This is a genomic window from Lentibacter algarum (assembly GCF_018860975.1).
Classification (GTDB): Bacteria; Pseudomonadota; Alphaproteobacteria; order Rhodobacterales; family Rhodobacteraceae; genus Lentibacter; species Lentibacter algarum_A.
This window is the reverse complement of the sequence record NZ_JAHKQI010000005.1, coordinates 590,111-615,621: the sequence shown is the minus strand read 5'-3', so window position 1 is coordinate 615,621 and position 25,511 is coordinate 590,111. Positions and strand designations below refer to the sequence as shown.

General features: G+C 58.4%; 27 protein-coding genes and 1 other RNA gene. 5 read left to right on the top strand and 23 right to left on the bottom strand.

Annotated features, from left to right (window positions below; genetic code table 11):
• The 5 genes from KO498_RS07210 to nudC form a co-directional block, all read right to left on the bottom strand.
• Entirely contained in the window at nucleotides 1–381 is a 381-nt protein-coding gene (locus tag KO498_RS07210) for a hypothetical protein (protein ID WP_215959195.1), read from the bottom strand.
• Between the two features lie 9 nt (nucleotides 382–390).
• Nucleotides 391–1,167, bottom strand: a complete 777-nt coding sequence (locus KO498_RS07205; protein ID WP_215959194.1) for a DUF6478 family protein — start codon at nucleotides 1,165–1,167, stop codon at nucleotides 391–393.
• A 93-nt stretch (nucleotides 1,168–1,260) separates the two neighbouring features.
• Nucleotides 1,261–1,962, bottom strand: a complete 702-nt coding sequence (locus KO498_RS07200) for a hypothetical protein (RefSeq protein WP_215959193.1) — start codon at nucleotides 1,960–1,962, stop codon at nucleotides 1,261–1,263.
• Between the two features lie 68 nt (nucleotides 1,963–2,030).
• Nucleotides 2,031–2,498: an SRPBCC family protein gene (locus KO498_RS07195; RefSeq protein ID WP_215959192.1), complete on the bottom strand. Its 468-nt coding sequence runs from the start codon at nucleotides 2,496–2,498 to the stop codon at nucleotides 2,031–2,033.
• A 59-nt stretch (nucleotides 2,499–2,557) separates the two neighbouring features.
• Complete coding sequence (gene nudC, locus KO498_RS07190; RefSeq protein WP_215959191.1) at nucleotides 2,558–3,517, bottom strand: NAD(+) diphosphatase; 960 nt, start codon at nucleotides 3,515–3,517, stop codon at nucleotides 2,558–2,560.
• 177 nt (nucleotides 3,518–3,694) lie between these two features.
• On the opposite strand from nudC, the gene KO498_RS07185 reads away from it, so the two are divergent.
• The 3 genes from KO498_RS07185 to ffs all read left to right on the top strand — a co-directional run bounded on the left by KO498_RS07185 (nucleotide 3,695) and on the right by ffs (nucleotide 6,109).
• A complete protein-coding gene (locus KO498_RS07185) occupies nucleotides 3,695–5,560 on the top strand; it encodes a 5'-nucleotidase C-terminal domain-containing protein (protein WP_215959190.1) in 1,866 nt (621 codons plus the stop codon).
• Nucleotides 5,561–5,623: 63 nt separating this feature from the next.
• Nucleotides 5,624–5,965 carry a hypothetical protein gene (locus KO498_RS07180; RefSeq protein ID WP_215959189.1) on the top strand — a complete coding sequence of 114 codons (342 nt, stop codon included), beginning with the start codon at nucleotides 5,624–5,626 and terminating at the stop codon, nucleotides 5,963–5,965.
• Nucleotides 5,966–6,010: 45 nt separating this feature from the next.
• An RNA gene (gene ffs / locus KO498_RS07175) (signal recognition particle sRNA small type) lies at nucleotides 6,011–6,109 on the top strand.
• Here the strand turns inward: ffs and KO498_RS07170 are convergent.
• The 4 genes from KO498_RS07170 to KO498_RS07155 are packed head-to-tail and all read right to left on the bottom strand — an operon-like array spanning nucleotide 6,109 to nucleotide 8,808.
• Complete coding sequence (locus KO498_RS07170) at nucleotides 6,109–6,777, bottom strand: DUF1045 domain-containing protein (RefSeq protein ID WP_215959188.1); 669 nt, start codon at nucleotides 6,775–6,777, stop codon at nucleotides 6,109–6,111. The genes ffs and KO498_RS07170 overlap by 1 nt on opposite strands.
• A complete protein-coding gene (locus KO498_RS07165) occupies nucleotides 6,774–7,559 on the bottom strand; it encodes a metal ABC transporter permease (RefSeq protein WP_215959187.1) in 786 nt (261 codons plus the stop codon). Before KO498_RS07165 ends, KO498_RS07170 begins: the two co-directional genes overlap by 4 nt.
• A complete protein-coding gene (locus tag KO498_RS07160; RefSeq protein WP_215959186.1) occupies nucleotides 7,559–8,308 on the bottom strand; it encodes a metal ABC transporter ATP-binding protein in 750 nt (249 codons plus the stop codon). Before KO498_RS07160 ends, KO498_RS07165 begins: the two co-directional genes overlap by 1 nt.
• The gene (locus KO498_RS07155) at nucleotides 8,305–8,808 is read right to left on the bottom strand and encodes a transcriptional repressor (RefSeq protein ID WP_215959185.1); all 504 of its coding nucleotides are present in this window, start codon (nucleotides 8,806–8,808) and stop codon (nucleotides 8,305–8,307) included. Before KO498_RS07155 ends, KO498_RS07160 begins: the two co-directional genes overlap by 4 nt.
• Nucleotides 8,809–8,853: 45 nt before the next feature.
• On the opposite strand from KO498_RS07155, the gene KO498_RS07150 reads away from it, so the two are divergent.
• Nucleotides 8,854–9,831 (top strand): zinc ABC transporter substrate-binding protein, encoded by a 978-nt coding sequence (locus tag KO498_RS07150; protein WP_215959184.1) that lies wholly within the window; start codon nucleotides 8,854–8,856, stop codon nucleotides 9,829–9,831.
• Nucleotides 9,832–9,840: 9 nt separating this feature from the next.
• On the opposite strand, the gene speB is transcribed toward KO498_RS07150, so the two are convergent.
• The 4 genes from speB to KO498_RS07130 form a co-directional block, all read right to left on the bottom strand.
• Nucleotides 9,841–10,800 carry an agmatinase gene (speB, locus tag KO498_RS07145; protein ID WP_215959183.1) on the bottom strand — a complete coding sequence of 320 codons (960 nt, stop codon included), beginning with the start codon at nucleotides 10,798–10,800 and terminating at the stop codon, nucleotides 9,841–9,843.
• The gene (locus KO498_RS07140) at nucleotides 10,797–11,591 is read right to left on the bottom strand and encodes a C40 family peptidase (protein ID WP_252731308.1); all 795 of its coding nucleotides are present in this window, start codon (nucleotides 11,589–11,591) and stop codon (nucleotides 10,797–10,799) included. The genes speB and KO498_RS07140 overlap by 4 nt, the downstream gene beginning before the upstream one ends.
• Nucleotides 11,588–12,970: a leucyl aminopeptidase family protein gene (locus KO498_RS07135; RefSeq protein ID WP_215959182.1), complete on the bottom strand. Its 1,383-nt coding sequence runs from the start codon at nucleotides 12,968–12,970 to the stop codon at nucleotides 11,588–11,590. The genes KO498_RS07140 and KO498_RS07135 overlap by 4 nt, the downstream gene beginning before the upstream one ends.
• 100 nt (nucleotides 12,971–13,070) lie before the next feature.
• Nucleotides 13,071–13,487, bottom strand: coding sequence for a hypothetical protein (locus tag KO498_RS07130; RefSeq protein WP_252731307.1), 417 nt, complete (start codon nucleotides 13,485–13,487; stop codon nucleotides 13,071–13,073).
• Nucleotides 13,488–13,647: 160 nt separating this feature from the next.
• Here KO498_RS07130 and KO498_RS07125 point away from each other — a divergent pair, with 160 nt between their 5' ends.
• Nucleotides 13,648–14,295, top strand: coding sequence for a carbonic anhydrase (locus tag KO498_RS07125; protein ID WP_215959181.1), 648 nt, complete (start codon nucleotides 13,648–13,650; stop codon nucleotides 14,293–14,295).
• Here KO498_RS07125 and KO498_RS07120 read toward each other — a convergent pair.
• The 10 genes from KO498_RS07120 to KO498_RS07075 form a co-directional block, all read right to left on the bottom strand.
• Nucleotides 14,292–14,855, bottom strand: coding sequence for a hypothetical protein (locus tag KO498_RS07120; RefSeq protein WP_215959180.1), 564 nt, complete (start codon nucleotides 14,853–14,855; stop codon nucleotides 14,292–14,294). The genes KO498_RS07125 and KO498_RS07120 overlap by 4 nt on opposite strands.
• A gap of 9 nt (nucleotides 14,856–14,864) precedes the next feature.
• Complete coding sequence (locus KO498_RS07115) at nucleotides 14,865–16,514, bottom strand: DUF4139 domain-containing protein (protein ID WP_215959179.1); 1,650 nt, start codon at nucleotides 16,512–16,514, stop codon at nucleotides 14,865–14,867.
• Between the two features lie 258 nt (nucleotides 16,515–16,772).
• Nucleotides 16,773–17,795, bottom strand: a complete 1,023-nt coding sequence (locus KO498_RS07110) for an aspartate-semialdehyde dehydrogenase (RefSeq protein ID WP_215959178.1) — start codon at nucleotides 17,793–17,795, stop codon at nucleotides 16,773–16,775.
• Nucleotides 17,796–17,859: 64 nt separating this feature from the next.
• Entirely contained in the window at nucleotides 17,860–19,038 is a 1,179-nt protein-coding gene (locus tag KO498_RS07105; protein ID WP_215959177.1) for an MFS transporter, read from the bottom strand.
• Nucleotides 19,039–19,136: 98 nt separating this feature from the next.
• Nucleotides 19,137–19,883, bottom strand: a complete 747-nt coding sequence (locus KO498_RS07100; RefSeq protein WP_215959176.1) for an SDR family oxidoreductase — start codon at nucleotides 19,881–19,883, stop codon at nucleotides 19,137–19,139.
• Between the two features lie 11 nt (nucleotides 19,884–19,894).
• The gene (locus KO498_RS07095) at nucleotides 19,895–20,671 is read right to left on the bottom strand and encodes a hypothetical protein (RefSeq protein ID WP_215959175.1); all 777 of its coding nucleotides are present in this window, start codon (nucleotides 20,669–20,671) and stop codon (nucleotides 19,895–19,897) included.
• Nucleotides 20,672–20,682: 11 nt separating this feature from the next.
• Entirely contained in the window at nucleotides 20,683–22,134 is a 1,452-nt protein-coding gene (locus tag KO498_RS07090; RefSeq protein ID WP_215959174.1) for an aldehyde dehydrogenase family protein, read from the bottom strand.
• Nucleotides 22,134–23,729, bottom strand: coding sequence for an ABC transporter ATP-binding protein (locus KO498_RS07085; protein ID WP_215959173.1), 1,596 nt, complete (start codon nucleotides 23,727–23,729; stop codon nucleotides 22,134–22,136). Before KO498_RS07085 ends, KO498_RS07090 begins: the two co-directional genes overlap by 1 nt.
• Nucleotides 23,726–24,541: an ABC transporter permease gene (locus KO498_RS07080; protein ID WP_215959172.1), complete on the bottom strand. Its 816-nt coding sequence runs from the start codon at nucleotides 24,539–24,541 to the stop codon at nucleotides 23,726–23,728. The genes KO498_RS07085 and KO498_RS07080 overlap by 4 nt, the downstream gene beginning before the upstream one ends.
• Nucleotides 24,538–25,485, bottom strand: coding sequence for an ABC transporter permease (locus KO498_RS07075; protein WP_215959171.1), 948 nt, complete (start codon nucleotides 25,483–25,485; stop codon nucleotides 24,538–24,540). The genes KO498_RS07080 and KO498_RS07075 overlap by 4 nt, the downstream gene beginning before the upstream one ends.
• Nucleotides 25,486–25,511: the final 26 nt, after the last annotated feature.

The following is a 25,511-nucleotide window of genomic DNA, read 5'->3' as shown; positions in this document are numbered from 1 at the left end:
TTAGCTGGTCTCGACACAGTGGCGCCTAAAGGCGCGTTTCAACATGTCAAGCTCTTGCCGCAACAGCTCAACTTCGGAGCGGATATCTTCATCAAGCGCCTCGCCACACAGCAAAGCGATGCCCGCCAATACCGTGCCGTCCTGACTGTCCTGAACGAGCACTGTGCGCAAGCCGTCCGAGATCGCCTCGGAAGGCACTGGAACACACAGCTCCCAGTCGTTGCCCGCGCCTTGTTTCAGCGCAATACCTTCCACCTGCTTGCCCTCAAGCGTCACCGAAATGCGCGGCGTTTCAGGCTGCGTGCCACCATCGGCCCGGGAAACAACGCCCTCCCATTTGCCTTCGATCAACCGGCGCTTTGTAACAATCAGATCACTCATAGCTTGCCTCTATAGCTCGGCTCGTGGTCTGCGCGACACGGTAAGGTCACGCAATACCACTTGGTTCATTTCAGGGCCTTCGAAGATCAGATCAAGCCAGATTTTCTCGATCCGCTTTTCATTGAGCTTCGAATAGGCAAGGTCAAATTCAACAGCCACATCCTGCTGATTGAGCGGCATTTCCCGCACGATTTGTTCAACATTCGGCCCGTTCTTGATGTTCAGCCGTGCAAAAATTTCGAGAGGCTTTTCAAACTCGACAATTGTGTGCACACGGATGAGGTGTTTCTTCAACAAACCCTGCGCGCCCTCCCCGGGCATATCGACCACGACCGACAGGAAAGACCCGTCAAACTTGAAAACATCAAGGCGCAGACCGTATGGCGCCAAATCCGCCTCGCGGGTGTTTCTGATCTGGCGCAGTGTCAGTTCCGAGTGCTGGCAATCGTGAAACAACGTCACTTCACTGCCCAGCATTTCTTTGTTCTGGGCCGAACTCATGCCGATTTTGGCCAAAGGCCCACGCCACAACTCGGGCCGCCACGCCCAGTCAGAGTCAAACGGCTTCTCAAAGGAGTACGAGCCGACCATCGGCAATGCCAACCGCTCGTCAGCGACGTGAATAAGCCTATCAAGCTGGCTCTTGAGCTTCCGCGCCTCGTTGCGTTCCTGTCGCAACTGTTCAATGCTTGCAGCACGTGCACTGCGCGCCGCCTTCGCCCAACGCCGCAATGAAAGCCGGTAAAGGTTGCGTTTCAAAAACGAGCTGTTTTTCGCAAGAGCCATAGAGTTCAACTGCCAGACGGTTCGCGGTGGATCACGGTGTTGACTGTTATCATAATGGAAACAAAGTTAACGAAAAGGTCTCATTGCGTTAATTTAGTCGACAATAGCAAAGAGTTTAGCGTTTTTGGGCTTGGTGGTGGTCTGTGCTTGCGCCAAAGCCGGATCAGCCGAGTAAAGCGGGCTTGCCTCAAGAACCTCTTCTGCAAAGGCCAGTAGCAGTGCTTTGCCGCGTTTGTTTGCAGCTGCACCGCCCTTCTCCGAATATACCGCCAGCCCGACAAGATAGCCGTTGAAAGCCAGCGTTGCGCGCCAATGCTTTGGCTCGCCGTTCGGCACAATGGCATCGCCGCCAGACTGAAGCTGCACAAGGCTCAGCCCGTCACCGGTTTCCTTGTGAACCGTGCCATGTCCGGCAAAGGCTTCTGCCAGCCCTGCCGCCGTTGTCGATGCCGCCTGCAAACCTTTGGGTTGTGCCTGAATGGTTAGCAAGACAGGTTCTTCACTGCCCGTCGGCTTGCCGCCCAAAGCCGCGCAAGGCGCCAGCATAGCAAAACCGCTGGCGCGCCCCGTCTTCACCGAACGTTTGTCAACGCAATAGCCTCTTGGCCCCTTGGCCGTCACCCTGTCGGGCACAATCGACGTCGCAACCAATGTTCTGCTGCCGAAGGCAAAGGGCCTGGCTGCATCCTGATTGGACGCTGTGCTTTCAGCGAGGCAAGCTGGCAAAAGCAGAACCGCGGCAAGCGCAATCGCGGCGCGTATCTTGCGCGCTGAACTGTCAAACTGTGTGGTCAAGTTGCTTCCCCCCAAAAGCCGGTTTCGCCCGAGATACAGAAGTCGCCGCACCCCGACAAGAGCAGGCACTATGCGTTGCGCTTGTAGTCTTCTTCAATTTCGGTCGCAAACTGCGCCAGACGCTTTGAAAGCCGCTTGGTCAGGTTGCCGCGTGCCAGCTTTAACGACTGCACCAATAGCCGCGCAGAAAGCGATTGTGGCGCAAGCGTGAGATCAATGCTCAGGCGAGTGCGCTGGCGCGACAGGGCCACCAGGTCCATCACCAGCATGCCGTTCAATCCGGTCATCTCGCTCTGCGCTGCGATCTTGTTGGGAGCATCGAATTCTGTCAGCTCAATGCGCATCTTCCGCGACTTGCCGCGAAACCCGAAGGCAGTGTCCCAGATCATGCCTTCACCGTCTTCTGTGCAACTGTCGACACGGCTCACTTCAGCGCCACGTCTCAACGCCCGACGGGCAAAGCCGTCAAAGTCGGTGACGCTCGTGAACACATGTTCTATCGGCGCTTCGATATCGTGATTTGTGATGAGCTGCATTCGGGCCTCATATTTTCTTTCGTTATGCGCGGGAATAGGTGTTCAAGCAAGCCAGTCGCTCAGTCAAGCCTGTCAGCAAGCCAGTTTTGCAACAGGAAATGCGCAATCGCGCCCTCCCTCGCCGGTTTCAAGAGCGGATGCTCACCAGCAAAGGCCTGAACCATCTCTTCACGGCTGAACCAACGCGCATCTTCGATCTCGACAGGGTCGATAGTGATCTCCTCATCCAGAGCCTCGCCTGCGCATCCAAACATCAGTGATGAAGGGAAAGCCCAAGGCTGGCTCGACAAATACCTGACCTCCCCAACCCTGATACCCGCCTCCTCATATACTTCGCGGCGCACGGCAGCTTCGATAGGCTCGCCCGGCTCAACAAAGCCCGCCAACAGCGAATACATGCCCTCGGGCCAGCCCGGAGAACGGCCCATCAGCACGTTGTTGCCTCGGGTGATCAGCATAATGACAACCGGATCAGTGCGCGGAAAATGCTGCGCGCCGCAGCTGCCGCAAGATCGCTGCCAACCGGCCATTGCCAGCGTGCTTTCCTGCCCGCAAACGGCGCAAAAGCGGTGCGAACGATGCCAGCTCAGAACGGCCTTGGCGGTTGTTGTCAGTTCGGCGTCTCTCGCGCTCAGCCGCGTCATGCAGCCGCGCAACTCTACAAACCTCTGGTCATCGGGCAGGCACGGATGGTGCTGCTCAGTGGGGTCGAGAAATGTGTTCATCGCATCTTTGTCGAGATCATCAGGCTGCCACGCCGAAAGATCATGCACGAACAGTAGCCGCCCGCCTTCACGCCCGAGAAGCAGCGGCGCGACGCCAAGATCGACAAACAGCGGGTGATCAGCGGGCAACCGCACCAAAGTGTCGCCTTGCACCAAAGGCTTGCCACGCCAATGCGCGATGATATCAGCCCGCCCGCTCTTGCGTGCGGCTTCAAGCCCCTGTGCGTCACCGCGTAGCTCGGCCGCACGGTCAAGTCCTGAGCCTCCGAATGTCACTGTCTCGGCAAGTTTCATACTGTCTCCAACGCATTTTCAGTATTTCTATATCCGACACAGTGTGTTTACCAGATGTTGCGTTCGCAGGCCTGATCGTCAGTTGATCTACTCAACCTAAACGTGTTTACTTGATGTCAAGCAACCCCTTTGCGTGTATTCGCCTATTGGCCCGTAAATCTCAACAAGGACAATCAATTGCCTCTCGCCACGCCAGACGAACCCGTCACTGCACGACCCGCGGCCTGCCTGCGTATATTGCAAACGACAGATCTGCACGGCCATGTGCTGGCATATGATTACTATCGTGATGCTCCCTCTCGTTCTCACGGGTTGTCGCTCACAGCTTCCCTGATCGGTGAGGCCCGTGCTATGGTGCCCCTGTCAATGCTGTTTGACAGCGGTGACTTTCTGCAAGGCTCGCCGCTGGCCGACAACCACGCGCGCAACGAAGCTAGCCAGAACACCACACATCCGGTGATCAGCGCGATGAACCTGTTGGGCTATGACGCCGTTACCCTTGGCAACCACGATCTTGATTTCGGAACCGACTATTTGGCTCAGGCCCTGTCGCAAGCCGACTTCCCCGTGGTTTCGGCAAACATTACTTTGCCAGATGCCGCACAGAAGTTGCTCAAACGTTTTGTTCTACTAGAACGCCGCGCGCCCGAGACAGGCAAGCTGATCAAGATCGGCGTGACCGGATGCCTGCCCTATGACACGCTGATCGGTAGCCCGTGTCTGCAAGCTGGTGTCAAAGTTGCCCCTGTTGGCCCGGCGCTGGAACGCGCCACGCGCGAGCTCAAAGCCCTTGGCGCTGACATTGTTGTCGTGCTGGCACATTGCGGCCTCGGCGGCGACACACCCTCCAACACCCGCGAAACCATCCGCAACACCGTTGCTCAAGTGTGCAACGTTGATGTTATTCTTGGCGGACATACCCATAGCGTGTTCCCGCAGGCCAGCAGCGGCGAGTGCCCTTTGGTTAACGGGCGGTCTGTAGTCATGGCCGGTGCATGGGGCGCCTATCTCGGGCAGGTTGACTTAAGCCTGCGCGAAACCGCCGACCGCGGCACCTCGCCACAATGGGAAATCGCTTCACAATCTGCAGTCGCATTGCCCGTCATGAAGGGACAACAACCTGCGCTAGACAACGACGAATGCCTGTCCATCATTCGCGACGCAAGCTCCGCACATGATGCTACCCGTGCCGAGTTAAGTGCGCCGATCGGCCAGACAGCCGGGCAAATCGACAGCTACTTTTCACTGGTGGGTAACGACGTCAGCCTGCAACTCATCGCCGCCGCCTTCAAGGCCAAAGCCCAACACCTACTTGCCGACAGCACGTTGCAAAACCTACCGCTTCTGTCGGCGGCAACACCTTACAAATCCGGTGCGCAGTCGGGCCCTACACACTTCAGCGCGGTCGCGGCGGGCACGATCACAAAGCGTGATATCAGTGACCTATACGGCTTTGCCGACAGGCTCTGTGTCTTGCGGATGACAGGGGCCGGTCTACGCGCGTGGCTTGAGCAAAGCGCCAGTGTTTTCAACCAAATCTCCCCCGGCGCACAAGACGCTCCGCTGCTTGACCTCGCCTTTCCGGGCTACTTCTTTGATGTCATCCCCCAACTAAGCTACGCCATCAACCTCACGCAACCAGCGCGCTTTGACGTTCACCGAAGGCTGCAAGCGCCCGATGCTCACCGTATCGAAGACCTGCGCTACAAGGGGCTGCCCGTGGCCGATAGTGACACATTCGTTGTCGCCGTAAACTCGTTTCGGGCCTTCGGTGCGTGGCCTCCGGCCGACCCACCGATAAGTGCAAGGCGCCAGTTGCTGCTCGATAGCAACCTCGCTTGCCGCGACGTGCTTGAAGACTACATCGCATCCTGTGGGCCTGTATCAACAGATGTGCAGTCGTCATGGCGCTTTGCGCCTATCGCCTCGACAACGGTCAGTTTCTTGACAGCACCCGAGGCGGCTCACACTTGCCCGCCCGAGTTCACATCGCTTGGCCTAACTCCCGAAGGCTTTGCAAGAATGCGCCTAAAGCTCGGCTAGACACCGCTCGACAGGCGCGCATATTCACGCCATATCTAGCGCGTCAACAGCGGGAGTAAGTCTATGTGGCGGTTTTTGTTTATGGTTCTGGCGCTCGGCGCGATTGCTGCATTTTTTACCAACCCTTCGGAAGAAAACGCCGAAGCAGCCCTCGGGCAAATGGTGGTCTCCGGTATCAATTCACAAGACATATCGGTAGACAAATCAGCCGCCGGAAACGCGCTTCTGATTGCGTGTAAGTTGCGCCCGAAAGACTGCCAGAAAGTGCTCGAAACACAGTTGAGCAGCCAATACAACGACTACACATTGTTCAGCACATTCAGCGCCGAAGGCCTTGGAATGAAAACATGGTGCATCGGCGCGTTCACCAAACTCACCTGTCCGGGCGGTATCAACCCCGAATAAGCCAAAACTCTTGCGAATCCCGCAACTGCGCCCTATATCGGGTTTTGAGAGGTTGGCGCGGGCGAACGCCTCGCCAACCCGGCCAGATCCGGAAGGAAGCAACCGTAACGAGTCCCGTTTGGGTCGTTGTCCAGCCTCTCACCTTACCCTTTCAGTTTGAACCGCTCTATCTGGTAAAAACGGCCATCTTGCGCCTCGCCCATCAGGCATAGTTCCGTCACCGGCACCGGCTCGGCGATAGCTGCGGCAAAATGCGTCTGCGCTTTGGCCAAAACCTCGTCAAACCTGCCTCGTGGAACGGGGCCAGTCAGCGTCATATGAAAGCGAAACCTACTCAGCACATAAGGATAGCCCCAACGCGCAAGGTTCTCCTCTTCCTGAGCGCTCAAGTTGGCTTTGCGGCGGCGGGCAAGCTCGGCCTCGTCTGGCGCGGCGCGAAAAGGGTCAAGCCCGCGCACCACATTGCTGGCAAGCACCGCCAAGTCAGGCAAATCGTCGGCAGGAGTCAGCGCCAGAAACCCGCCGATCCGGCTCAGCGTCAGCTTAATCGGCGCAACAGGCTGCATGCCTTCACACAACGCGGCAACAGCCTGCAGTAGGTCGGCCTCCGAGCTCCCGTCAACCAGCCGCATGGGCGGTTTGATCGTGCCATGAAAACCGTATTTGCGCGGCCGCCGTGTCAGCACCTCAAGCTCCGGAACATGTTCCCGCCCAAGCGCGCTGTCCCATCCGAGCCAACGCGCACCAACCGCGCCCAAGCCGGCATCAGGGCAAAAGAAGATAGCGTAGCGGCGGTAGGTCATGCCGCTCATCGCCGGATTACGCTCACCAGTAGCGAGCAAATGAACAGCACCGCCGCAACGCAAACAATGCTCGGCCCCGCTGGCGTGTCAAACATGAACGCGGCCTTGAGCCCGCCAAACGCAGACACCCCCGCAAAGACAACCGAGAGCAGTACCATAGCTTCAGGGCTGCGCACATGTGGCCGCGCGCTGGCCGCCGGTATGATCAGCATCGCCGTGATCAGCAGCGCACCAACAGCCTTGATGCCCACGGCCACAACCAGTGCCAAAGCCAGTATCAAGCCGAGTTCCTCACGCTTGGGGTGATAGCCGCTGGTGAGCGCCAGATCGTCGCTGACAATCCAGGTTACCAAGGCGCGCCAACGCCAGATAAGCCAAGCCGCCACGACGAGGAGCACCTGCCAGATCATCGCCAGATCAGAGCGCGCAACAGTCAGCACATCCCCGAACAAATAGGTCTCGACGTTGACAGCCTGACGGCTCATCGCCACGGCAACGAGACCAAAGGCCAGCGCCGAGTGCGCGATCACACCAAGCGCCGAATCACTTGTCTGGTTGCGATGCGTGAGTGTTAGAAACAAAACCGCAACCAGCAAGGCGCTCAGCAGAACACCCGAAAACACCGATATCGCAAAGCCAAACGAAAGCGCCACACCAAGGATCGCGGCATGGGCCATCGCATCACCGAAATAAGCCATCCGCCGCCACACGACAAAAGGCCCGATAAGTCCTGCTGCCATGGCAACACCCAGTGCCGCAAAAAGCGCGCGCGCCGCAAAATCATCCAGCATCAGGCGTCCTCACCATGAGCACAGTTTTCGTCATGCACGTGGTCGTGGGTGTGGTCATGTTCGTGCCGGTATAGCGCCAGCGTGCCGTGGGTTCCGGTGCCGAACAGCGCGCGGTACTCCGGCGCTGACTGCACAATCTCCGGCGTGCCCTGACAGCAAATATGCCCGTTGAGGCAAATCACCCTGTCGGAGGCGCTCATCACCACGTGCAGTTCGTGACTGACCATCATCACCGCACATCCAAGCTCCTGTCGCAGCTCTTCGATCATTCGGTAAAAGTCGGCCTGCCCCGTCTGGTCAAGCCCCTGCGTCGGCTCGTCAAGCATAAGCACATCGGGTTTTTGCAGCAACGCCCGCGCCAACAAGACGCGCTGCATTTGCCCGCCCGAAAGCCCCTCAAGCTGCCGCGCGCTCAGGGTCTCCGCTGACACCCGTTTGAGCGCGTGGATGACATCAGCATCACTTTGCCGCTTTGGCACATCCAGAAACCGCCGCACGCTCATCGGCAAACCCGTTTCCAGCGTCAGCTTCTGTGGCACATATCCGATCACCAAGCCCTTGGCGTGAGTCACGGTGCCACTGCTCGGCGTCAGCGCCCCCGCCAGCATCCGCAGCAGCGTCGACTTGCCCGAGCCATTCGGCCCGACAATGGTAACAATCTCTCCGCGCTCAACGCTCAGATTGACTCCATGCAACACCGTTTCGCCGCCAAACCGCCGTTCTAGGCCTTGCGCTTCGATCAGACTCATACACTGGCCTCGCCGCAGTCAGGGCAAAGCCCTTCAGCCTCGATCACCAATGTTTCGATCTGAAAGCCCGCCTCGCCCGCCGTGCGTTTGAACAAACCGCGCGGTTCGGCTTCGGCCACAGTTCCGCAAGCACGGCAGATCATAAATGCCGCATCATGCGCTTCACCAGGGTGGGCACAGGCAATATATGCATTCAGTTTCTCGATCCGGTGCGCGAGGCCGTTGTCCACCAAAAAACCGAGCGCGCGGTAAGCCACGGGCGGCTTTGAGCCAAGCCCCTCGGCACTCAGCCTTGCGAGCACATCATAAGCCCCGAGCGCCTCATGCGCTTCCAGCAAGATCTCAAGCACGCGCCGGCGAATGGGCGTGAACTGCACGCCAGCGGCCTCACACACCGCCTCGGCACGGCTCAACCCGTAGGTTTTGCAATGGGCGTGATCGTGCTTGCCAAAACCAACAGGTGATTTTGCGGTTGTTTTCGGGGTTGCATTTTCTGTCATGCTGTTATGTTATAACGTTTCAATTGAACGGTAAAGGCAAAAACCATGCTCAAGCACCTCTCACTTCCTCTCCTTCTTTGCATACCCGCTGTCGCTCAGGCTGACAATCTGCGTGTTGTCGTCGACATCCCTCCATTGCACTCGCTCACGACACAAGTGATGGGTGAAACGGGCACACCCGAACTGCTCACCAAGCCGGGAACCTCGCCACACAACCACGCGCTACGCCCATCTGAAGCACAGCGCCTGCAATCTGCCGATATGGTCATCTGGCTTGGCCCGGATTTATCCCCTTGGCTTGCCGAGGCTATTCATGAAATGGCACCAAACGCTGCCAGCCTGCCTTTGCTTAAAGCCGAAGGAACCACCCTGCTCGCACAGCGTGGCGCCCACCATCATGATCATGACCACGGCGATGAAGAACATGCTCATGAAGAAGAGCATGATGACCACGATCACGAAGGACATGACCACGAAGAGCACGCCGACGACGACCACGAAGGCGAAGAACGTCACGACACGCACGCTTGGCTTAGCCCCGACAACGCTGTTGTCTGGCTTGCAGTGATCGCTGAAGACCTCGCCAAGAAAGACCCGGCCAACGCCGAGGCCTACCGCGCAAACGCCGCTGAAGCTGCCAAAGCGATCACCGCCCAGTCTGCCGAAATCGAAGCACGCCTCAAGCCGTTGTCAGAGCGCGAATTCCTGACAGCCCACGACGCCTATCAGTATTTCGAAGTGCGTTTCGGCCTGACGTCACACGCGGCTATCACCGACAGCGAAGACCAAGACGCAGGCCCCGCACATCTGCGTGAAGTGCTTGAAAACTCGCCTGGCTTGGGTTGCTTCGTCACCGAGACAACAACATCACCGGCGACCATCAAGCTGGTCAGCGAAACACTCGACATCCCACATGTCGTGATCGACCCATTGGGAAGAGATATCCCGCTTGGCGCCGACAACTACAGCGCACTTCTCAACAACTTCGCTGACGGCTTCGAAAAGTGCCTGACACCGCGCTAAGCACTCCTGTTAAGCTTTATTTGCCGCCATTTGGCACAGAAGCTCGAACATGATCGAAACACCTAAAAACGCAGTCGCTCCCGAAGGATCAAACGGGGGCGACACCTCAACAACATCAGCGCCAACGATGTTGACACCACTCAACCCGCGCACAACCTGAAGTGCTTGGTAAGAGTTCGGCCCGCCAACTTCCGGCGTGCCCGTCCCCGGCGCGAAAGTCGGGTCAACAAAGTCGATGTCATAGCTCACATATGTCTCGCCGGTTCCTGCAATCTCGCGCGCTTCAGCCATCACATCGTCAGGCCCGCGTGCATGAAACTCCTCGATCGGGATAATCCTGATGCCCTCGGCGCGGGCGAAGTCGCGATCCTCGCTATCATACTGTGTGCCGCGAATGCCGATCTGCACAACGCGCTTCGGATCAAGCAACCCCTCTTCACAAGCGCGCCTGAACGGGGTGCCGTGGGTATACATCATCCCGTCAAAGTAGGAGTGATAGAGGTCGGTGTGGCTGTCAAAATGGATCATCCCGACAGGAGCCTCAGCGGCGACCGATCGCAAAACAGGCAGGCTTGAAAGGTGGTCGCCCCCTGCCGTTAGCGGCAGGATTCCGGCGTCTATCACTGCGTCATAAAACGCCGTAATCCGCTTCATGCTGTCTTGAATGTCCGCAGGATTCGGCCCCACATCGCCCAAATCAGCACAGCGCAGCGCCTCAAACGGGCGCATCCCGCTCACCGCGTGCTCGGCCCTGATCATGGTGCTGGCATCACGCAGCTGGCGCGGCCCGTGCCTCGGCCCGGGTCGGTTGGTCGTTCCACTGTCCCAAGGCACACCGATGATGCCCACTTCAACCTCGCCAAGCCGTGCATGGTCAAGCGGCACATGCGGCAGACGCATGAATGTGGGAATGCCCGCAAAGCGCGGCAAGTCCATGCCCGAAACCGGCTGAAAAAATGTATCACTCATGTCTCTCTCCCTACTCGTTTACGCGCCGTTACAGGGCCGTCTCCCTGCGCCTTGATCCGTGCAATCGCGGCTTTGATCGGCTCATAGGCTACATTCATGTGATAGGCATTTGCATGCAGCAAGGTCTCGCTATCCGACACCCAGGCAACATGCCCCTTCCAGAAAAGCACGTCACCGCGCTTTAAGGCTGCGCCCTGCGTCAAAGCCACGCCCAACTCGGCCTCCTGCGGGCCGGAATCACCGGGGCACGGTATGCCACAGGCCATACACCCCGCATGCACAAGCCCCGAGCAATCAATGCCAAACGCGCTGTCACCGCCCCAAACATAGGGCGTTCCCAACAGCCTCTCCGCAACACTGACAGGGTCAGTTTCAGCGTCCGACACGGGGCGCAAATGCGCTGTCGGAACAAAGCGGCGCAAACTGCCGCAGCTGATCTCGCTCCAGCGCCCCTCAGTGCCGACAACAAACACCCGCGCACCAAGGCTCAAGGGGAAATGCTCGCCTTGGGTTTTAAAGTCAGGGATATCAAGCGCATAGCTCAGCCGTGCGCTGACAACATGTGTCGCCGCCTCTGTCACATTATCCAAAGCACCGAGATCAAAAAAACCGGCGTAACCATTGCCCAGTGAATGCCCGACAACACGCCCCGCCTCGTCGGGGGTTTTATCCGTCACAACGACAGTCTGCCCAAACAACACCTCACGTTCGCGCCTGCCGCTTTCACTAAAGATCGTAGTGCTCGGGTGGATAACCTGCATGAGCTCGCCGCCCGCAGGCAACACGCTCATAGCTTTAACATCACGGGCAGCGCCTCAAGCAAAGCCCGCGCCCCCATACCGGTGCCGCCTTTTGTGCGGGCGGGCTTGGCACTCGGGTTCCAGCCGTAAATGTCAAAATGTGCGTAAGGCACATCACCCGCAAAGCGCCGCAAGAACAGCGCCGCCGTGATCGCCCCCGCAAAGCCGCCCTTTGGGGCATTGTCCAGGTCTGCAATCCCGGGTTCGATCATGCTTTCGTAGGCGTCCCAAAACGGCAAGCGCCACACCGGATCAGCAACCCGCGTTGACGCCATTTCAAGCGCTTGGGCAAAGCCTGCATCATCGCAAAAGTAGGGCGAAAGGTCAGGCCCGACAGCCACCCGCGCCGCGCCAGTAAGTGTGGCCATCGACAGCATCAAGTCAGGTGCGTCTTCCGCCCCGTAAGCCAATGCGTCAGCCAGAACCAACCGCCCCTCGGCGTCGGTGTTGTTGATTTCGACAGTCATGCCAGCGCGGCTGGTCAGAATGTCGCCTGGCCTGAACGCGTTGCTGCTCACCGCGTTTTCAACCGCCGGTATCAACACCCGCAGTTGCACCTTGAGGCCCAGCGTCATAATCATCTGCGCAAGCCCAAGCACCGTCGCTGCGCCGCCCATGTCCTTTTTCATCAGGCCCATCGACGCACCCGGCTTGAGGTTCAAACCACCGGTGTCAAAGCAAACACCTTTGCCCACCAGCGTCAGCTTCGGGCCGCTCTCGCCCCAGCGTATATCAAGTAGCCTCGGTGCCTCGGCGCTGGCACGGCCGACCGTGTGAATCAGCGGGAAGTTCTCTTCAAGCAAAGCCTCGCCGCGGATCACCTTGAAACTTGCTCCCTGCGCAGTAGCAATCTCGCTTGCAACGGCCTCAAGGGCGATCGGCCCCATGTCGTTTGTCGGCGTGTTGATCAGATCGCGGATGCGCTCCTCACCAGCGGCAATCACTTCAAGGCGCGTGGCATCAACACCCTCGGGGGCAACCAGCCGCGCCTTGGTGCCTTCTGCCTTTGCATAACGGGCGAACGCATAGTGGCTCATCAACCAGCCAAGTGCCTCGACACTCAGCTCATCCCCGTCAAGTTCAGTTACCAGCCGGTAGTCGCCAGCCGGCAGCTTCGCCGCCGCTCCCGCAAGATGAAACCGCCCGCGTTTGCGCTTGGCCTGCGTTCCATAGCCCGCCAATGCGGCACTTATGCTGCCATCCGGCGCTGGCAAGGTCAGCACCTGCCCTAGCCCCGCGGCAAAGCCCGAGGCCTTCACCCAAGCCTGCACATCAGAGGGCTGCGCCTTCAGCCAAGTCTCAAGCGTCTCAGGCTCCAACAGAAAAAGCGGTGTCACATCATCGTGGTTTTCAGCAAAAATGGCAGGCACGGTATCAAGCTCCAAAATCGGGTTCTGCTGCCAGCCTAATGTAAAGTTCCGCTCAAAGGAAACCTCCTATTGGAAACAGCCCGGCACCCCGAACCGGTTCTTAGATAGACATATCCTGAAGTTCCCAGATTTCTGTCAAAGAGCTTTCTCCCGTGCGCAGAAGTCGCTGATGAACAGCGGCCAATGCGTTAGCATCGCAACTGTCAATGCAGGCAACAACGTCGCGGGCCACACGTGTCAGCGCACTCATACCAACCTGCGTTGCAATGGCGCCCAATGAGCGAACACATTTGCGCATATCGGGCACCTTTCCGGCACGGTAAAGCCGCTCGGCCTGCGCAAGACGCACTGCAAGCTCTTCCATCGCACGGCACACAACATCTTCTGCCGCGCTGTCTCCGAGTTGTTCATACAGTTCTTCCAGTTTATCCGCATCAAGCTGCACTGGCTCACTCATCGCGAGCAAGGTAACTTGCTCAACGGGTCGGTCAAAAGTCCTACTTACAATCTCACCCATGGTCTCACCCCTCGGTTCTGGCCCCACTTCTGCCAGCGTGTATGGGGCAAAAAACTTCTGAAATGGTTTACCCCCAAGCGCGTTTTCTCTCGAATTCTCTGCGAATGCAGACTATTCAGATTGCCAACAGTGTGACCAACACCAAGGAAACCTTGACCCGATGCACAACGCAAAACTACTGCCCCACTACCTCGTTCAGCGCTTTCACGGCTGGAAAGCGACAACATATTCCGAGAACGAAAGCTGGTATCGGCGCCTTGCAGACAACGGTCAGAACCCGCGCGCTATGGTTGTTTCCTGCTGCGACAGCCGTGTGCATGTGACGTCAATCTTCGGCGCTGACAACGGCGAGTTCTTCTTGCACCGCAACATCGCCAACCTCGTGCCGCCCTATAAGCCCGACGGCGCGCAGCACGGCACCTCGGCCGCTGTCGAATATGCGGTTAAAGCGCTTAAAGTTGCGCATATTATCGTGTTGGGGCACTCAAGCTGCGGCGGCGTCGAGGGCTGCCTTAACATGTGCACAGGCCGCGCGCCCGAGCTAGAAGAAAAGACAAGCTTTGTTGGCCGTTGGATGGATATTCTGCGCCCCGGTTACGAGAACATCAAAGATATGCCCGAAGCCGAGCAACCCGCCGCCCTTGAGAAAGAAGCGGTGCTTGTCTCGCTCAATAACCTAATGACTTTCCCCTTCGTCGCGGACGATGTGAAAAGCGGCAAGATTACCCTGCATGGCCTCTGGCATGACATCGGCGAAGGTGCGATCGAGCAGTATTCGCCCGAAGATAACGGTTTCAAACCGGTCTAAAGGCCCAAGTCGCTCAGCTCACCGCGGGGCGTCAACATGGCGTTAAACTTGTCCATCGTGAAGGCAACTTCACGCCCTGTGTCCCAGTCAAACAGCGCCCGTTCGACCTTGCTGAGCGGCCCTTGGTAAATGTGGATAGCAAGGCAAGGTGCTGTGCCTTCCGCCGTGACCGCATGCACAACATCCGGCCCAAGCGTGAGCACCTCACCCGCGTTCACAGCCCGGTTCTTGGCGTGGCGCAAACCGTCGGCTTCGCCAATGTCCTTGCGGTGAAACAACACCTCAACCTCGCAACCGCGATACACAGCAATATGCGCGTTCATCAGGTGCTCATGCGGAGGCACAACAACGGCTGGGTCAAAGCGGCATGTCCAGATCGAGCAGGTCTCGTCTTCAAACAGCAGCACCTCGTCCTCGGGTTGCGCCTCTACCGCCTCCGCCAAAGCGCTCTGCTCGGCAAAACTGTCCTGCAAAACAACGCGCAAAGCGGCGGTAGGGTCTTCCCCCGCCGCCGCATTACGTGCTTTCGCTACCAAGGCGTCTAAAACTTCAAACGTCATGCACGCTCCTTATTTCAGCACCTTGCCTTCTGGCCATTCAAGCTCATGCTTAAGGCTGATGCTCTGCGTCGCGCCAGGCTTCAAATCAAAGCTCCACTGCAGCACACCGCGCTTGTCGTCGTAGTCTTCCACGCTCGGGCGCGGGTTGGCAATATACGAAATCTCAAGCTCTTCCTGCTCGGAGAATGGCACACGGTCAAACACTTGCACAGGCCATGTTTCACCCGTCAGGTTTTCAACTTCGATGGTCACCTCTTCGCTCAGCTCGGTGCTGCGCGAGATCATACCCCTGTCGCCCTCGTTGCGGCTTTTCACAGTGCGCTTCAGGCGTAAGCCGTCAATCGCGCCAAACGGGATGTCCGCCTCGCCACCAACAGGGATCACATCAGCAAGTTGCGTCTGGCCAACAAAGCGCCCGTCAAGGAACAGGCTCACTTGCGAGCTCGGCAAAATCAGCTCGCCCATGTCGTTGGTGATGCTCGCCATCAGAAAGCCCGTTTCGTCATACAAAGGCGCAGCAAAGGCCTGCACATTGGCATCGGTTGTCACCTCGCCCAAAGTGATGCGCAGATTATCGGCGCGGTTGGCGACATTAACGCGCTCGGGGTAGTCATAGGTCACCGCGAGGCCGTCATAGCTTGCCGTCGCACCTGCAAAGACAGGTTCTTCCATTGGTGCCCCTGCAACTACGCTTTCATCACTAACTGCGCGTTTTGAAAGGCTGCTCGCCTCAACCTGCACCCTCGATTTCGGCAAAGCGACCTGCGGATCAGTTACGCTGCGCTGCCAGGCAAATATCTCACGCGGCTCAACCTGCTGGCTTGGCCGCACAGTCGACAAAGTGAGCTTAACATCGCCCCAGTCTTCGCCCGTATACTGGCCGATGAAAGCCCCGCGCTCGACGCTGAGTTTGCCAGCGTCCTTATCAAGCCGCATGTCATAAATCGGCTGCCAGCTGGCAGAGTTCACCAAATAACTCACCTTCATAACGCCCGTCACAGGCGCATCAGCACTCGCCGTGACACTGAGCATCGCGTAGTCGGTGCCGCCGGTTTGCAGCGCGGCCAAAGTTTGGCGCGCCTTGTCCAAATCTTCGCGCAAATCCTTCAAAGCGCGGTCAGCCTCACCAGCCCTGAAGTGTGCCTCATGAGCGGCGCGGCGGGCGGCCAGCGTCTGCTCGTCAATCATCAGCGCCAGCGCCTGCAACTCGGCTGCATTTTTGCCAGCCGTGGTTTCCCCCGCGCCCAGTTTTTTCAAGAATTCGACCCGCGCGTTGGTTCCGTCGATCTCGACACGGATCAGCAGCACTTCCTGCTCGGCAACCCGCAAAGCACTTTCTAGCCGTTCGACTTCGCCTTCTGCCGCTTCGATCTCAGCGCTCTTGGCTTCGTCGCGCGGCGGCACAAAGTCGGTCCGCCCCGTCACAGATCCGAGCTTACCTGCGCTCAGCTCAACCCGAACCAACTCAAGCGGCGTGCCGCGCGGCAGGTCGGTCAGCACAAGCTCGTGCTTGCCAGCAGGGATGCTGTAAGGCACCTCGCGCACCAGTGTTGCGCCCTGCGGATAGAGCGTTGCAGAGGTGACATCACTCTCCAGCGGGAAGGTCTCGGCAATAAGAACTGTCGGGAAAAGGCCGATAACGGCAAAGGCAAATTTCATAAGACGAACTCCATGATGTGTAATTTGCACATCTTTTGCCGCAAAGCCCGGCAATGTGCAAGCCCCATGGCAAAATGTCAGGCAAATTTCCGCCTAGGACTATGCCTAGGACTATGCCTCAAACCGTGCTGCAATCGGCCGCGCTTTGCTCGCGCGGTGCGATCCTGCCAACGCCCCCGAAAATCAGGCAGCTATTCACCTTAAAGCAAAAAAGGGCCAGCGTCTCCGCCAGCCCCCTTTCGTAAAATTCAAAAAGCCTCAGCCCTTTTTAAGCACTTCACGGCCCAACAGCTCAGCAATCTGCACCGCATTCAAAGCAGCACCCTTGCGCAGGTTGTCCGACACACACCACAGGTTCAGCCCGTTATCAATCGTGCTGTCTTGGCGGATCCGGCTGATAAATGTCGCAAAGTCGCCAACACATTCAACAGGCGTCACGTAGCCGCCGTTTTCGCGCTTGTCGATCACCATGATACCAGGCGCCTGACGCAAAATGTCACGCGCTTCATCTTCATCGAGATGGTCTTCAAACTCGATGTTGATCGCCTCAGAATGACCAACAAAAACCGGCACACGAACACAAGTTGCCGTGACTTTGATCTTGGGATCAACGATCTTCTTGGTCTCGGCAACCATCTTCCACTCTTCTTTGGTGGTGCCGTCATCCATGAACACATCAATATGCGGAATCACGTTGAACGCGATCTGCTTGCTGAACACTTTCGGTGGCTTGTTGTCGGTTGGGTTGTAAATCGCTTTGGTCTGGTCCCAAAGCTCGTCAGCGCCCGCTTTGCCGGCACCAGAAACCGACTGATAGGTGCTCACAACAACCCGTTTGATGCGCGCACGGTCATGCAAAGGCTTCAGCGCAACAACCATCTGCGCCGTCGAGCAGTTCGGGTTGGCGATGATGTTTTTCTTGGCGTAGCCGTGCACAGCCTCGGGGTTCACTTCCGGCACGATCAGCGGAACATCAGCGTCGTATCGGTAGAGCGATGAGTTATCAATCACCACACAGCCAGCTTTCGCAGCCAGCGGTGCATATTGCTTCGTCGCTTCCGAGCCGACAGCAAACAGCGCCATGTCCCAGCCGGTAAAATCAAACGTGTCCAAATCCTGCGTTTTGAGCGTCTTGTCGCCAAAGCTGACTTCCGTTCCAAGCGAACGGCGACTTGCCAATACGGCAAGCTGTTCGATAGGGAACGCGCGTTCCTCAAGAATGTTCAGCATTTCGCGGCCCACATTGCCAGTGGCACCAACGACAACAATTTTATAGCCCATTAAGACGACTCCTTTATGTCAGAGGACGTCGCCCAATAGCCCAGCCAGCCTTGGGATTAAAGCCCTAGTCGGTGCGATCCAGCGAGAACAGGTAAATACACAACCCAACAGCAACAAGTGCGCCGTAAAACGCAAACAACATCTGGAACGGTTGTGCCGCCGTTTGCGCCCCGTTCGATACACTCGCAAACAGCCGCCCGCTCAGCATCTGCATTACCCCAACACCGCCGATGCCAAACAGGTTCATCAGCGTCACACCACGCCCAACCAGATGCGGCGGGTAAAACGAGCGCCCATGCGCCATCATCAGCGGAAAGCTCGCCCCGAAAAACCCGATCGCCGCAAACAAAAAGACGGCGAACCACATAGTCTGCAAGCTGATAAACCCAAGCGTAAAGCACGCCAGCATCGACAGCGTGTTGCCGCCAACAATCACCCATTTACGCGTGCCAAACACCCGATCAAGCGGCCCATAAGCAAAGGTGCCAGCTATCATCGCCGCGCCCATGACAAGCGTGATCGTGCCAACAAGCCCGTCCCCGGCGCCAAACACCTCACGAAAGTATGGCCCGATCCACAAGCCCCGCGCACCCCCCGCTGGCGCATACTGAAAGGCCATCAGCGGAAAGATCAGCCAAAGCGCCGGCATTTTCAGCAAGTCAAACACCGAACCGCGCTGCTCGCTTTTAACACGCTCGGGATCACGCACCAAAAACCACAAGCCGACAGCCATCAAAGCACTCGCCGCCGCCGTCCCCCAAACAACCGCGCGCCAGCCAAAGGCCTCAACCGCCAGCGTGGTCGGCAATGCTGCCGCGAGGTTGCCAACCGAACCGATCCCGAGGATCACAGCCGCCAATGTCGCAAACACGGCAGGCGAGTAAACCCGCGCAAAAATGTAGTATGACGCCATCAAAACCGGCGAGCAGCCAATGCCAATGAGCACCATCGCCAGCGAGATATGCGCCGGAGCCGTGGCCGAAGCAAACACCGCCGCACCGCCCGCACCACCAAGCATCAACAACACCGCCGCCGTGCGCCTTGGCCCGACTTTGTCCAAAGCCCATCCAACCGGTATCTGCATCGCTGCGAAGGCCAGAAACCAGAACCCCGACGCACTCGCCAAATCCGCAGCACTGGCCCCGACGTCGCGCTCAAGCACATCCGTCAAAACAGCTAAAAACGCGCGGTAAAACTGGCTCAGCACATAGGCTGCGCACAAAAGCACCAAATCAATCCGCATCCCTAAGCCCTGCTCTTTTTCTTGTTCTAAATATCCCGGGGGAGTTTGAGGGGGCTGGCCCCCTCAACGGGTCGGCCCAAGCAAAGCTTGGGTCGAAATCAGATCACCCGCCCGCCGTCAACTTCCATGCAAACACCTGTGATCATGCTCGCCTCGTCGCTGGCCAGAAAACACGCCGCATTGCCAAGGTCCTCAGGCGTCGAAAACCGCCCAAGCGGGATCGTCGCTAAAAACTTGGCGCGAACTTCCGGCGTGTCCTCGCCCATAAAGCTCTTGAGCAACGGCGTCTCGCCCGCAACCGGGTTCAGCGCATTTACCCGCACGCCCATCGGCGCCAGCTCAACTGCCATAGCTTTGGTTGCCGTGTTCACCCAGCCCTTTGACGCGTTATACCAGCTCAGGTTCGGCCGTGGGCTCACAGCCGCCGTCGAGGCCACATTGACAATCACACCGCTGCCGCGGGTCTTCATCGCCGGAGCAAGCTCCTTGGCAAACAGATAGATCGACTTGCAGTTGACCGCGAAAACACGGTCAAACTCGTCTTCGTCAACCGTCTCCATAGGTTTGGGCAAATGCGTCACACCAGCGTTGTTCACCAGAATATCAACGCCGCCCATGATCCGTAGCGCCGTCTCGACAGTCTCTTTCACCTGCGCTGCATCGCCGACATTGCACACATGCCCGAACGCGCCGTGATCAAGGTCTCCGGCCACGCCCATCGCCCCGTCGTGATTCATATCCACAACCATCACCTGCGCGCCCTCGGCGGCAAACTTGCGGGCAATTCCAGCGCCAAAACCGCTCGCGGCTCCGGTCACAATCGCTGTTTTTCCTTCTAGTCTCATAACCTTCTCCTCTATTGGCTGATCATCACCAGCATTCGGTGTCGCTCACCCGCAGGCAGCGTCAAAATCGTATCAAACAGCAGCAAACCAGCCTCGCAGGCGACGGCATTGCTCACTTTCCATTCGTTCTCATAGGCACGCATCAGCGCAGCACCATTGCTGCGTTTTGCCGCTTCGGCTTGCATCGCCGCAAACAGCCTTTTGCCACGTTTCGCCTGCTCGGCCTGACCGAGCTGCACCGGCTTGCGTGTCGCTCCGAGCCGCGCCGCCTTGTGCACAATCCGGTAGTATTCCTTCAGCGCTGGCGTGTTCAACTTCGAGGTTGCATTCGCCGCCAGGTGGCTCATCGCAGCCGGGTGCAAACGCCCCTTCAGTTCAAGCCCGCATTCGCGCGTGGGCAGGGCTTTAAACACCGTCGCCTCGACCTTGTAGTAATAGCTCAGCTCCGGTGCTGGCAGCCGTGTCAGCCCGCGCTCGACGATTGGCATCAAAAACCCGTCTGCAGAGCCAGTCGGCTCAAGCTTGCCCTGCCCGGCAGCGATCAGCCTGTCTGCAATCGCGCCTGTTACCACGCGGTCGTTCATAACCCGCCTGACATGCGCCATAGAAAGCGCAAGGTTCTCTCCGCGAAAGCCGTGGCCCGTAAGCTCCCGGCGCAGGCCTTCTTCGGTGTAAACACGCCCCAAAAAGTCGATCACGTCATCGCGGCTTGGCGCTGCAAAGGCCAGCGTGCCCACCAGCATCAACCCGGTGAGAATAACTGCCCGCACTGTCATGAGCCTGTTCATCTTGTTCCCACCTAACCGTGCAGCGCCGCAACGGTCTTGAGCGTGGTAAAGCCATAGAGCGCCTCAAAGCCTTTTTCGCGCCCGTGTCCGCTCTTTCCGATGCCGCCGAACGGCAGCTCAACACCGCCGCCCGCGCCGTAGTTGTTGATAAACACCTGCCCCGCACGTATCGCCTTCGCCGCCCGCATTTGCCGCGCGCCGTTCTCGCTCCAGATCGAAGCAACAAGGCCGTAGTCCGTGCCGTTGGCAATGCTGATCGCCTCGGCCTCATCGTCAAACGGGATAATAACCTGCACAGGGCCGAACACTTCGTCACGCGCCAATGCATGCGCGGGCTTAACCCCTGCAAACAACGTCGGCAGCACATAGTTGCCGCCCTCCGGCGCATCATTCAACACACCGCGCGCGGCAGTCTCCAGGTCGGCACCCTGCCCGATGAAACCCTCAACCAGCCCCTTTTGCTTGGCGCTGATCAGCGGCCCGAGGTCCAGGTCGCTCATCGCCTGTCCGACTTGCAGCTGTCCGTAACGCTCCGCCATGCGCGCAACGACCTCGTCGTAAACTGCGCGCTGAACAAGAATGCGTGAACTCGCCGAACACGTCTGCCCCGCATTCTGGATACCCGCGTTCACCAGAAACGGCAGCGCTGTGTCAAGGTTTGCATCATCAAAGACAAGCTGCGGGCTCTTGCCGCCAAGTTCCAGTGTCACAGGCTTCACATGCCGCGCCGCCGAGGCCTGAATCATGCTGCCCGTGGCGACTGATCCGGTGAAAGAAATGTGGTCAATCCCGTCATGCTCCGACAGCGCCGCGCCGGCCTCCGAGCCCAAGCCCGGAACCACATTCAGCACCCCGTCAGGCAGGCCCGCTTCCTTGGCCATATCCGCAAAAGCCAGCGCCGTGAGGCACGCGTCTTCGGCGGGTTTGAGCACACAGCAGTTGCCCGCAGCCAAGGCAGCCCCGACAGACCGCCCGATGATCTGCATAGGGTAGTTCCAAGGCACGATATGCGCTGTCACGCCGTGCGGCTCGCGCAGGGTGTAAACTGTGTAGCCGTCCAGATAAGGTATGCTATCGCCCATCAACTTATCTGCCGCACCACCGTAAAACTCGCAGTAACGCGCCAAGGCAACAGCATCAGCCCGTGCCTGTTTAAGCGGCTTGCCAACATCCAGCGCTTCAAGCCGCCCAAGCGCGTCAACCTTGGCCTCAACCAAGCGCCCGAGTTTGGCCAGAATGCGCCCCCGCTCTGCCGCCGGAACACGGCTCCAAGTGCTGTCATAGGCCCGCCGCGCTGCCTCGACGGCGGCATCAATATCGGCTTGCCCGCCGCGGGCAATCTCGCCGATCTGCGTGCCGTCAGAGGGGTTTACCAACGGAAGGGTTTTGCCGCTCGCAGGCGCAATCCACTCCCCATCAATCAAACATTTGCTCGGGTCAAACCACAGGTCATCTAGGCTCATCACGCTGGCTCCTCTTGGGTCGGCAATGTCGGCACCGCCGCTATAAGTTGTTTCGTATAAGCATGCTGCGGCCGCTCGAAAACATCCGCTGTCACACCCTCTTCAACGATCTCGCCGTGCTGCATCACAAGGCAACGATCCGTCACATTTCGCACCACGCTCAAGTCGTGGCTGATGAACAGATACGTCAGCCCGAGCTGCGTGCCAAGGTCTGCCAGAAGGTCAATTATCTGCGCCCTGATACTGACATCGAGCGCACTCACGGCTTCGTCGAGAATAATAAGCTCCGGCTTGATAATCAGTGCTCGCGCAATCGCGATCCGCTGCCTTTGCCCACCCGAAAACTCGTGCACATATTTATCGGCATCACCGGCGCTCAGCCCGACGCTTTCTAGCGCCTCGGCAATCGCCGCTTCACGCGCCCGGCCAACCGGTGCATCATCGAGCAAATGAAACGGTTCCGCCACCAGCCGCGACACTTTCCAGCGCGGGTTGAAGCTGCCGTAGGGGTCTTGAAAAACAACCTGCATTTTGCGCCGCACATCGCGGTTGGGCTTCTTGCCCGCAAACACCGGCTCACCGTCAAGCATGATGCTGCCGCTCTGCACCTGCTCCAACCCCAAAATCGCCCGCGTAAGCGTAGATTTTCCGCAGCCGCTTTCGCCAACAAGCCCGAGGCTCTCACCGCGTCTGATGTCAAAGCTCACGCCTTTCACAGCCCGAAAATACTGTTGGCCGGCAAACAGCTTTTCACGCGGTAAAGCATAGTCGCGCACAACATTCTGCACGCTCAATAGTGGCGCCGTGCCGCTGTGCTCTTCGCGCTCCGGCTGGTGGTCAGACGCCTTCAAGAGCGCCAGCGAGTAAGGGTGCTGCATGGTGTCAAACAGCTCGGGGCACGGGCCGCTTTCAACAACCTCGCCATGCCGCATGATCACGATCTCATCGGCCATATCCGCAACGACAGCAAGGTCATGGGTGATCAGCATCAGCCCCATACCGTCCTCGCGGGTCAACCGCTTGAGCAGCGCGAGCACCTCGGCCTGCGTCGTCACGTCAAGCGCCGTCGTCGGCTCATCCGCGATCAAAAGTTTAGGCTGCAATGCAATCGCCATCGCGATCACAACCCGCTGCCTCTGCCCCCCCGAAAGCTCATGCGGATAGCGGCTCATCGGGAACTTGTCCTCCGGCAACTCACAGCGGTTAAGCGCCTCACGCGCGCGCTTCATCGCCTCCGCACGGCTGACATTCTGATGGATCAAGATCGTCTCGGCCACTTGCGCGCCGATCGGCTGGATGGGGTTGAGCGCCGTCATCGGCTCTTGAAACACCATGCCGACTTCATCGCCGCGCAGCCCGCAAAGCCTGGCCTCAGGCAGTTCCAGCATCTCGTTTCCACTAAGGCAAACACGCCCCGTCGCCGTGCTACCCTCGGGCAAAAGCTGCATCACCGACAGCGCCGTCATCGACTTTCCCGAGCCGCTCTCGCCGATGATCCCGACAATCTGCCCCGCCTCGATGCTCAGGCTCACACCCTTCAAAATCGGCGTGCCGTAAATACTCAAGCTCAGGTTCTCGATCTTCAGCAAACTCATCGCCGCGCCCTCCGCAAGCGAGGGTCAAGCACATCGCGCAGCCCGTCCCCCATCAGGTTCAGCCCCAGCACTGTCAGCAATATCGCCAACCCCGGAAAGATCGCCAAATGCGGCGCAAAGCTGAACATCGTCTGGCTTTCGGCCAGCATCCGGCCCCAACTCGGCGTCGGCGGTTGCGCGCCAAGGCCAACATAAGACAAGCCGGCCTCGGCCAGGATGCCAAGCGAGAACTGGATCGTTCCCTGCACGATCAACAAGTTGGTCACATTCGGCAGGATATGCTCGAAGCTGATCCGCGCCGCACCCTTGCCCGACACCCGTGCCGCAAGCACATAGTCCTTTGTCCAAAGACTCAAAGCCGCACCGCGCACCAGCCGCGCAAACACCGGAATGTTGAATATCCCGATCGCGACAATCGCGTTCACAGCACTGGCGCCAAACACCGCCGTGATCATGATCGCAATCAACAGACTCGGGAAGGCAAACACCAAGTCATTGCCGCGCATGATCAACTCATCGAGCAATGAGCCTTTCCGCGCCGCCGCTGCCAGCCCGAGTGGAATGCCAATAAGCATGCCAATGCCAACAGCCACAACAGCCACAGCAATCGACGTGCGCGCCCCCACCATGATCATGCTGAAAATATCACGCCCGAAATGATCTGTGCCAAACAGATGCCCCAAGCTCGGCGCCTTCAAACGGTTGGCAATGTCTACACCCGTGACATCATATGGCACCCAAACAAAACTGATCAGCGCCGCCAAAGCAAACGCCCCGCTCAGCACCGCCCCGATGATCAAAGCGCGGTTCATGACCGCACCCGCAAGCGCGGATCAACCAGCGCATAGGCCACATCAACCAAGAAGTTCACCAAGATCACCGCGAAAACGAGCAGCATCACCACGCTCTCGACAACAATCAAATCCCGCGCCGAGATCGACTGAAACACCAGCCGCCCTAGCCCCGGCAAAAAGAACACATTCTCAATGATGATCGCCCCCGCCATGAGAAAGGAAAACTGCAAACCAATGATCGTCAGCACAGGGATCAACGCATTCCTGAGCGCGTGCTTCCACAAGGCTTGCCGCCGGCTCAGCCCCTTGGCCCGCGCCGTTCTGATGTAATCTTCGCCCAAAGTATCCAACAGCGAGCTGCGCATCACCCGCGCAAGAATACTCGCCTGCGGCAAAGCCAGCGCCACGGCAGGCAACGTCAGGCTCTTCATCGCAGGCAAAAACCCAACGTCCCAGCCCGCAAAACCGCCAGCACTAAACCAGCGCAGGTTCACGGCAAACAGCAGCACCATTAGCATCGCAAACCAGAAGTTGGGGATCGCCACGCCAAGCTGCGTCAGACTCATCACGCTCACATCAGCAATGCTGCCGCGCTTGCTCGCCGCCCAGATCCCCGCCGGAAACGCTATCAAAGTGCTCAGCGCCAAAGCAAACACCGCCAGCGGCAGCGAAATCCACATGCGCTCGCCGATCATCTCGCTCACAGGCGTTCGGTACGTATAAGAGGTGCCAAAATCACCGCGCAACATCCCGCCAACCCAGCTCAGATACCGCTCCAGCAAACTGCCATTCAGCCCAAGCTGCTCACGCAAGGCATTGAGCGTGTCTTCCTGCGCATTCATCCCGAGCATATAAGCCGCCGGATCGCCCGGAACGACCTCGACAAACAGGAAGATCACCACACTGGCAACCACCAGTGACAGCCAGAGCGACACCAACCGCTTGAGAACAAACCTCAGCATGCGCTCCTAAACCCCATGTTTTGTCT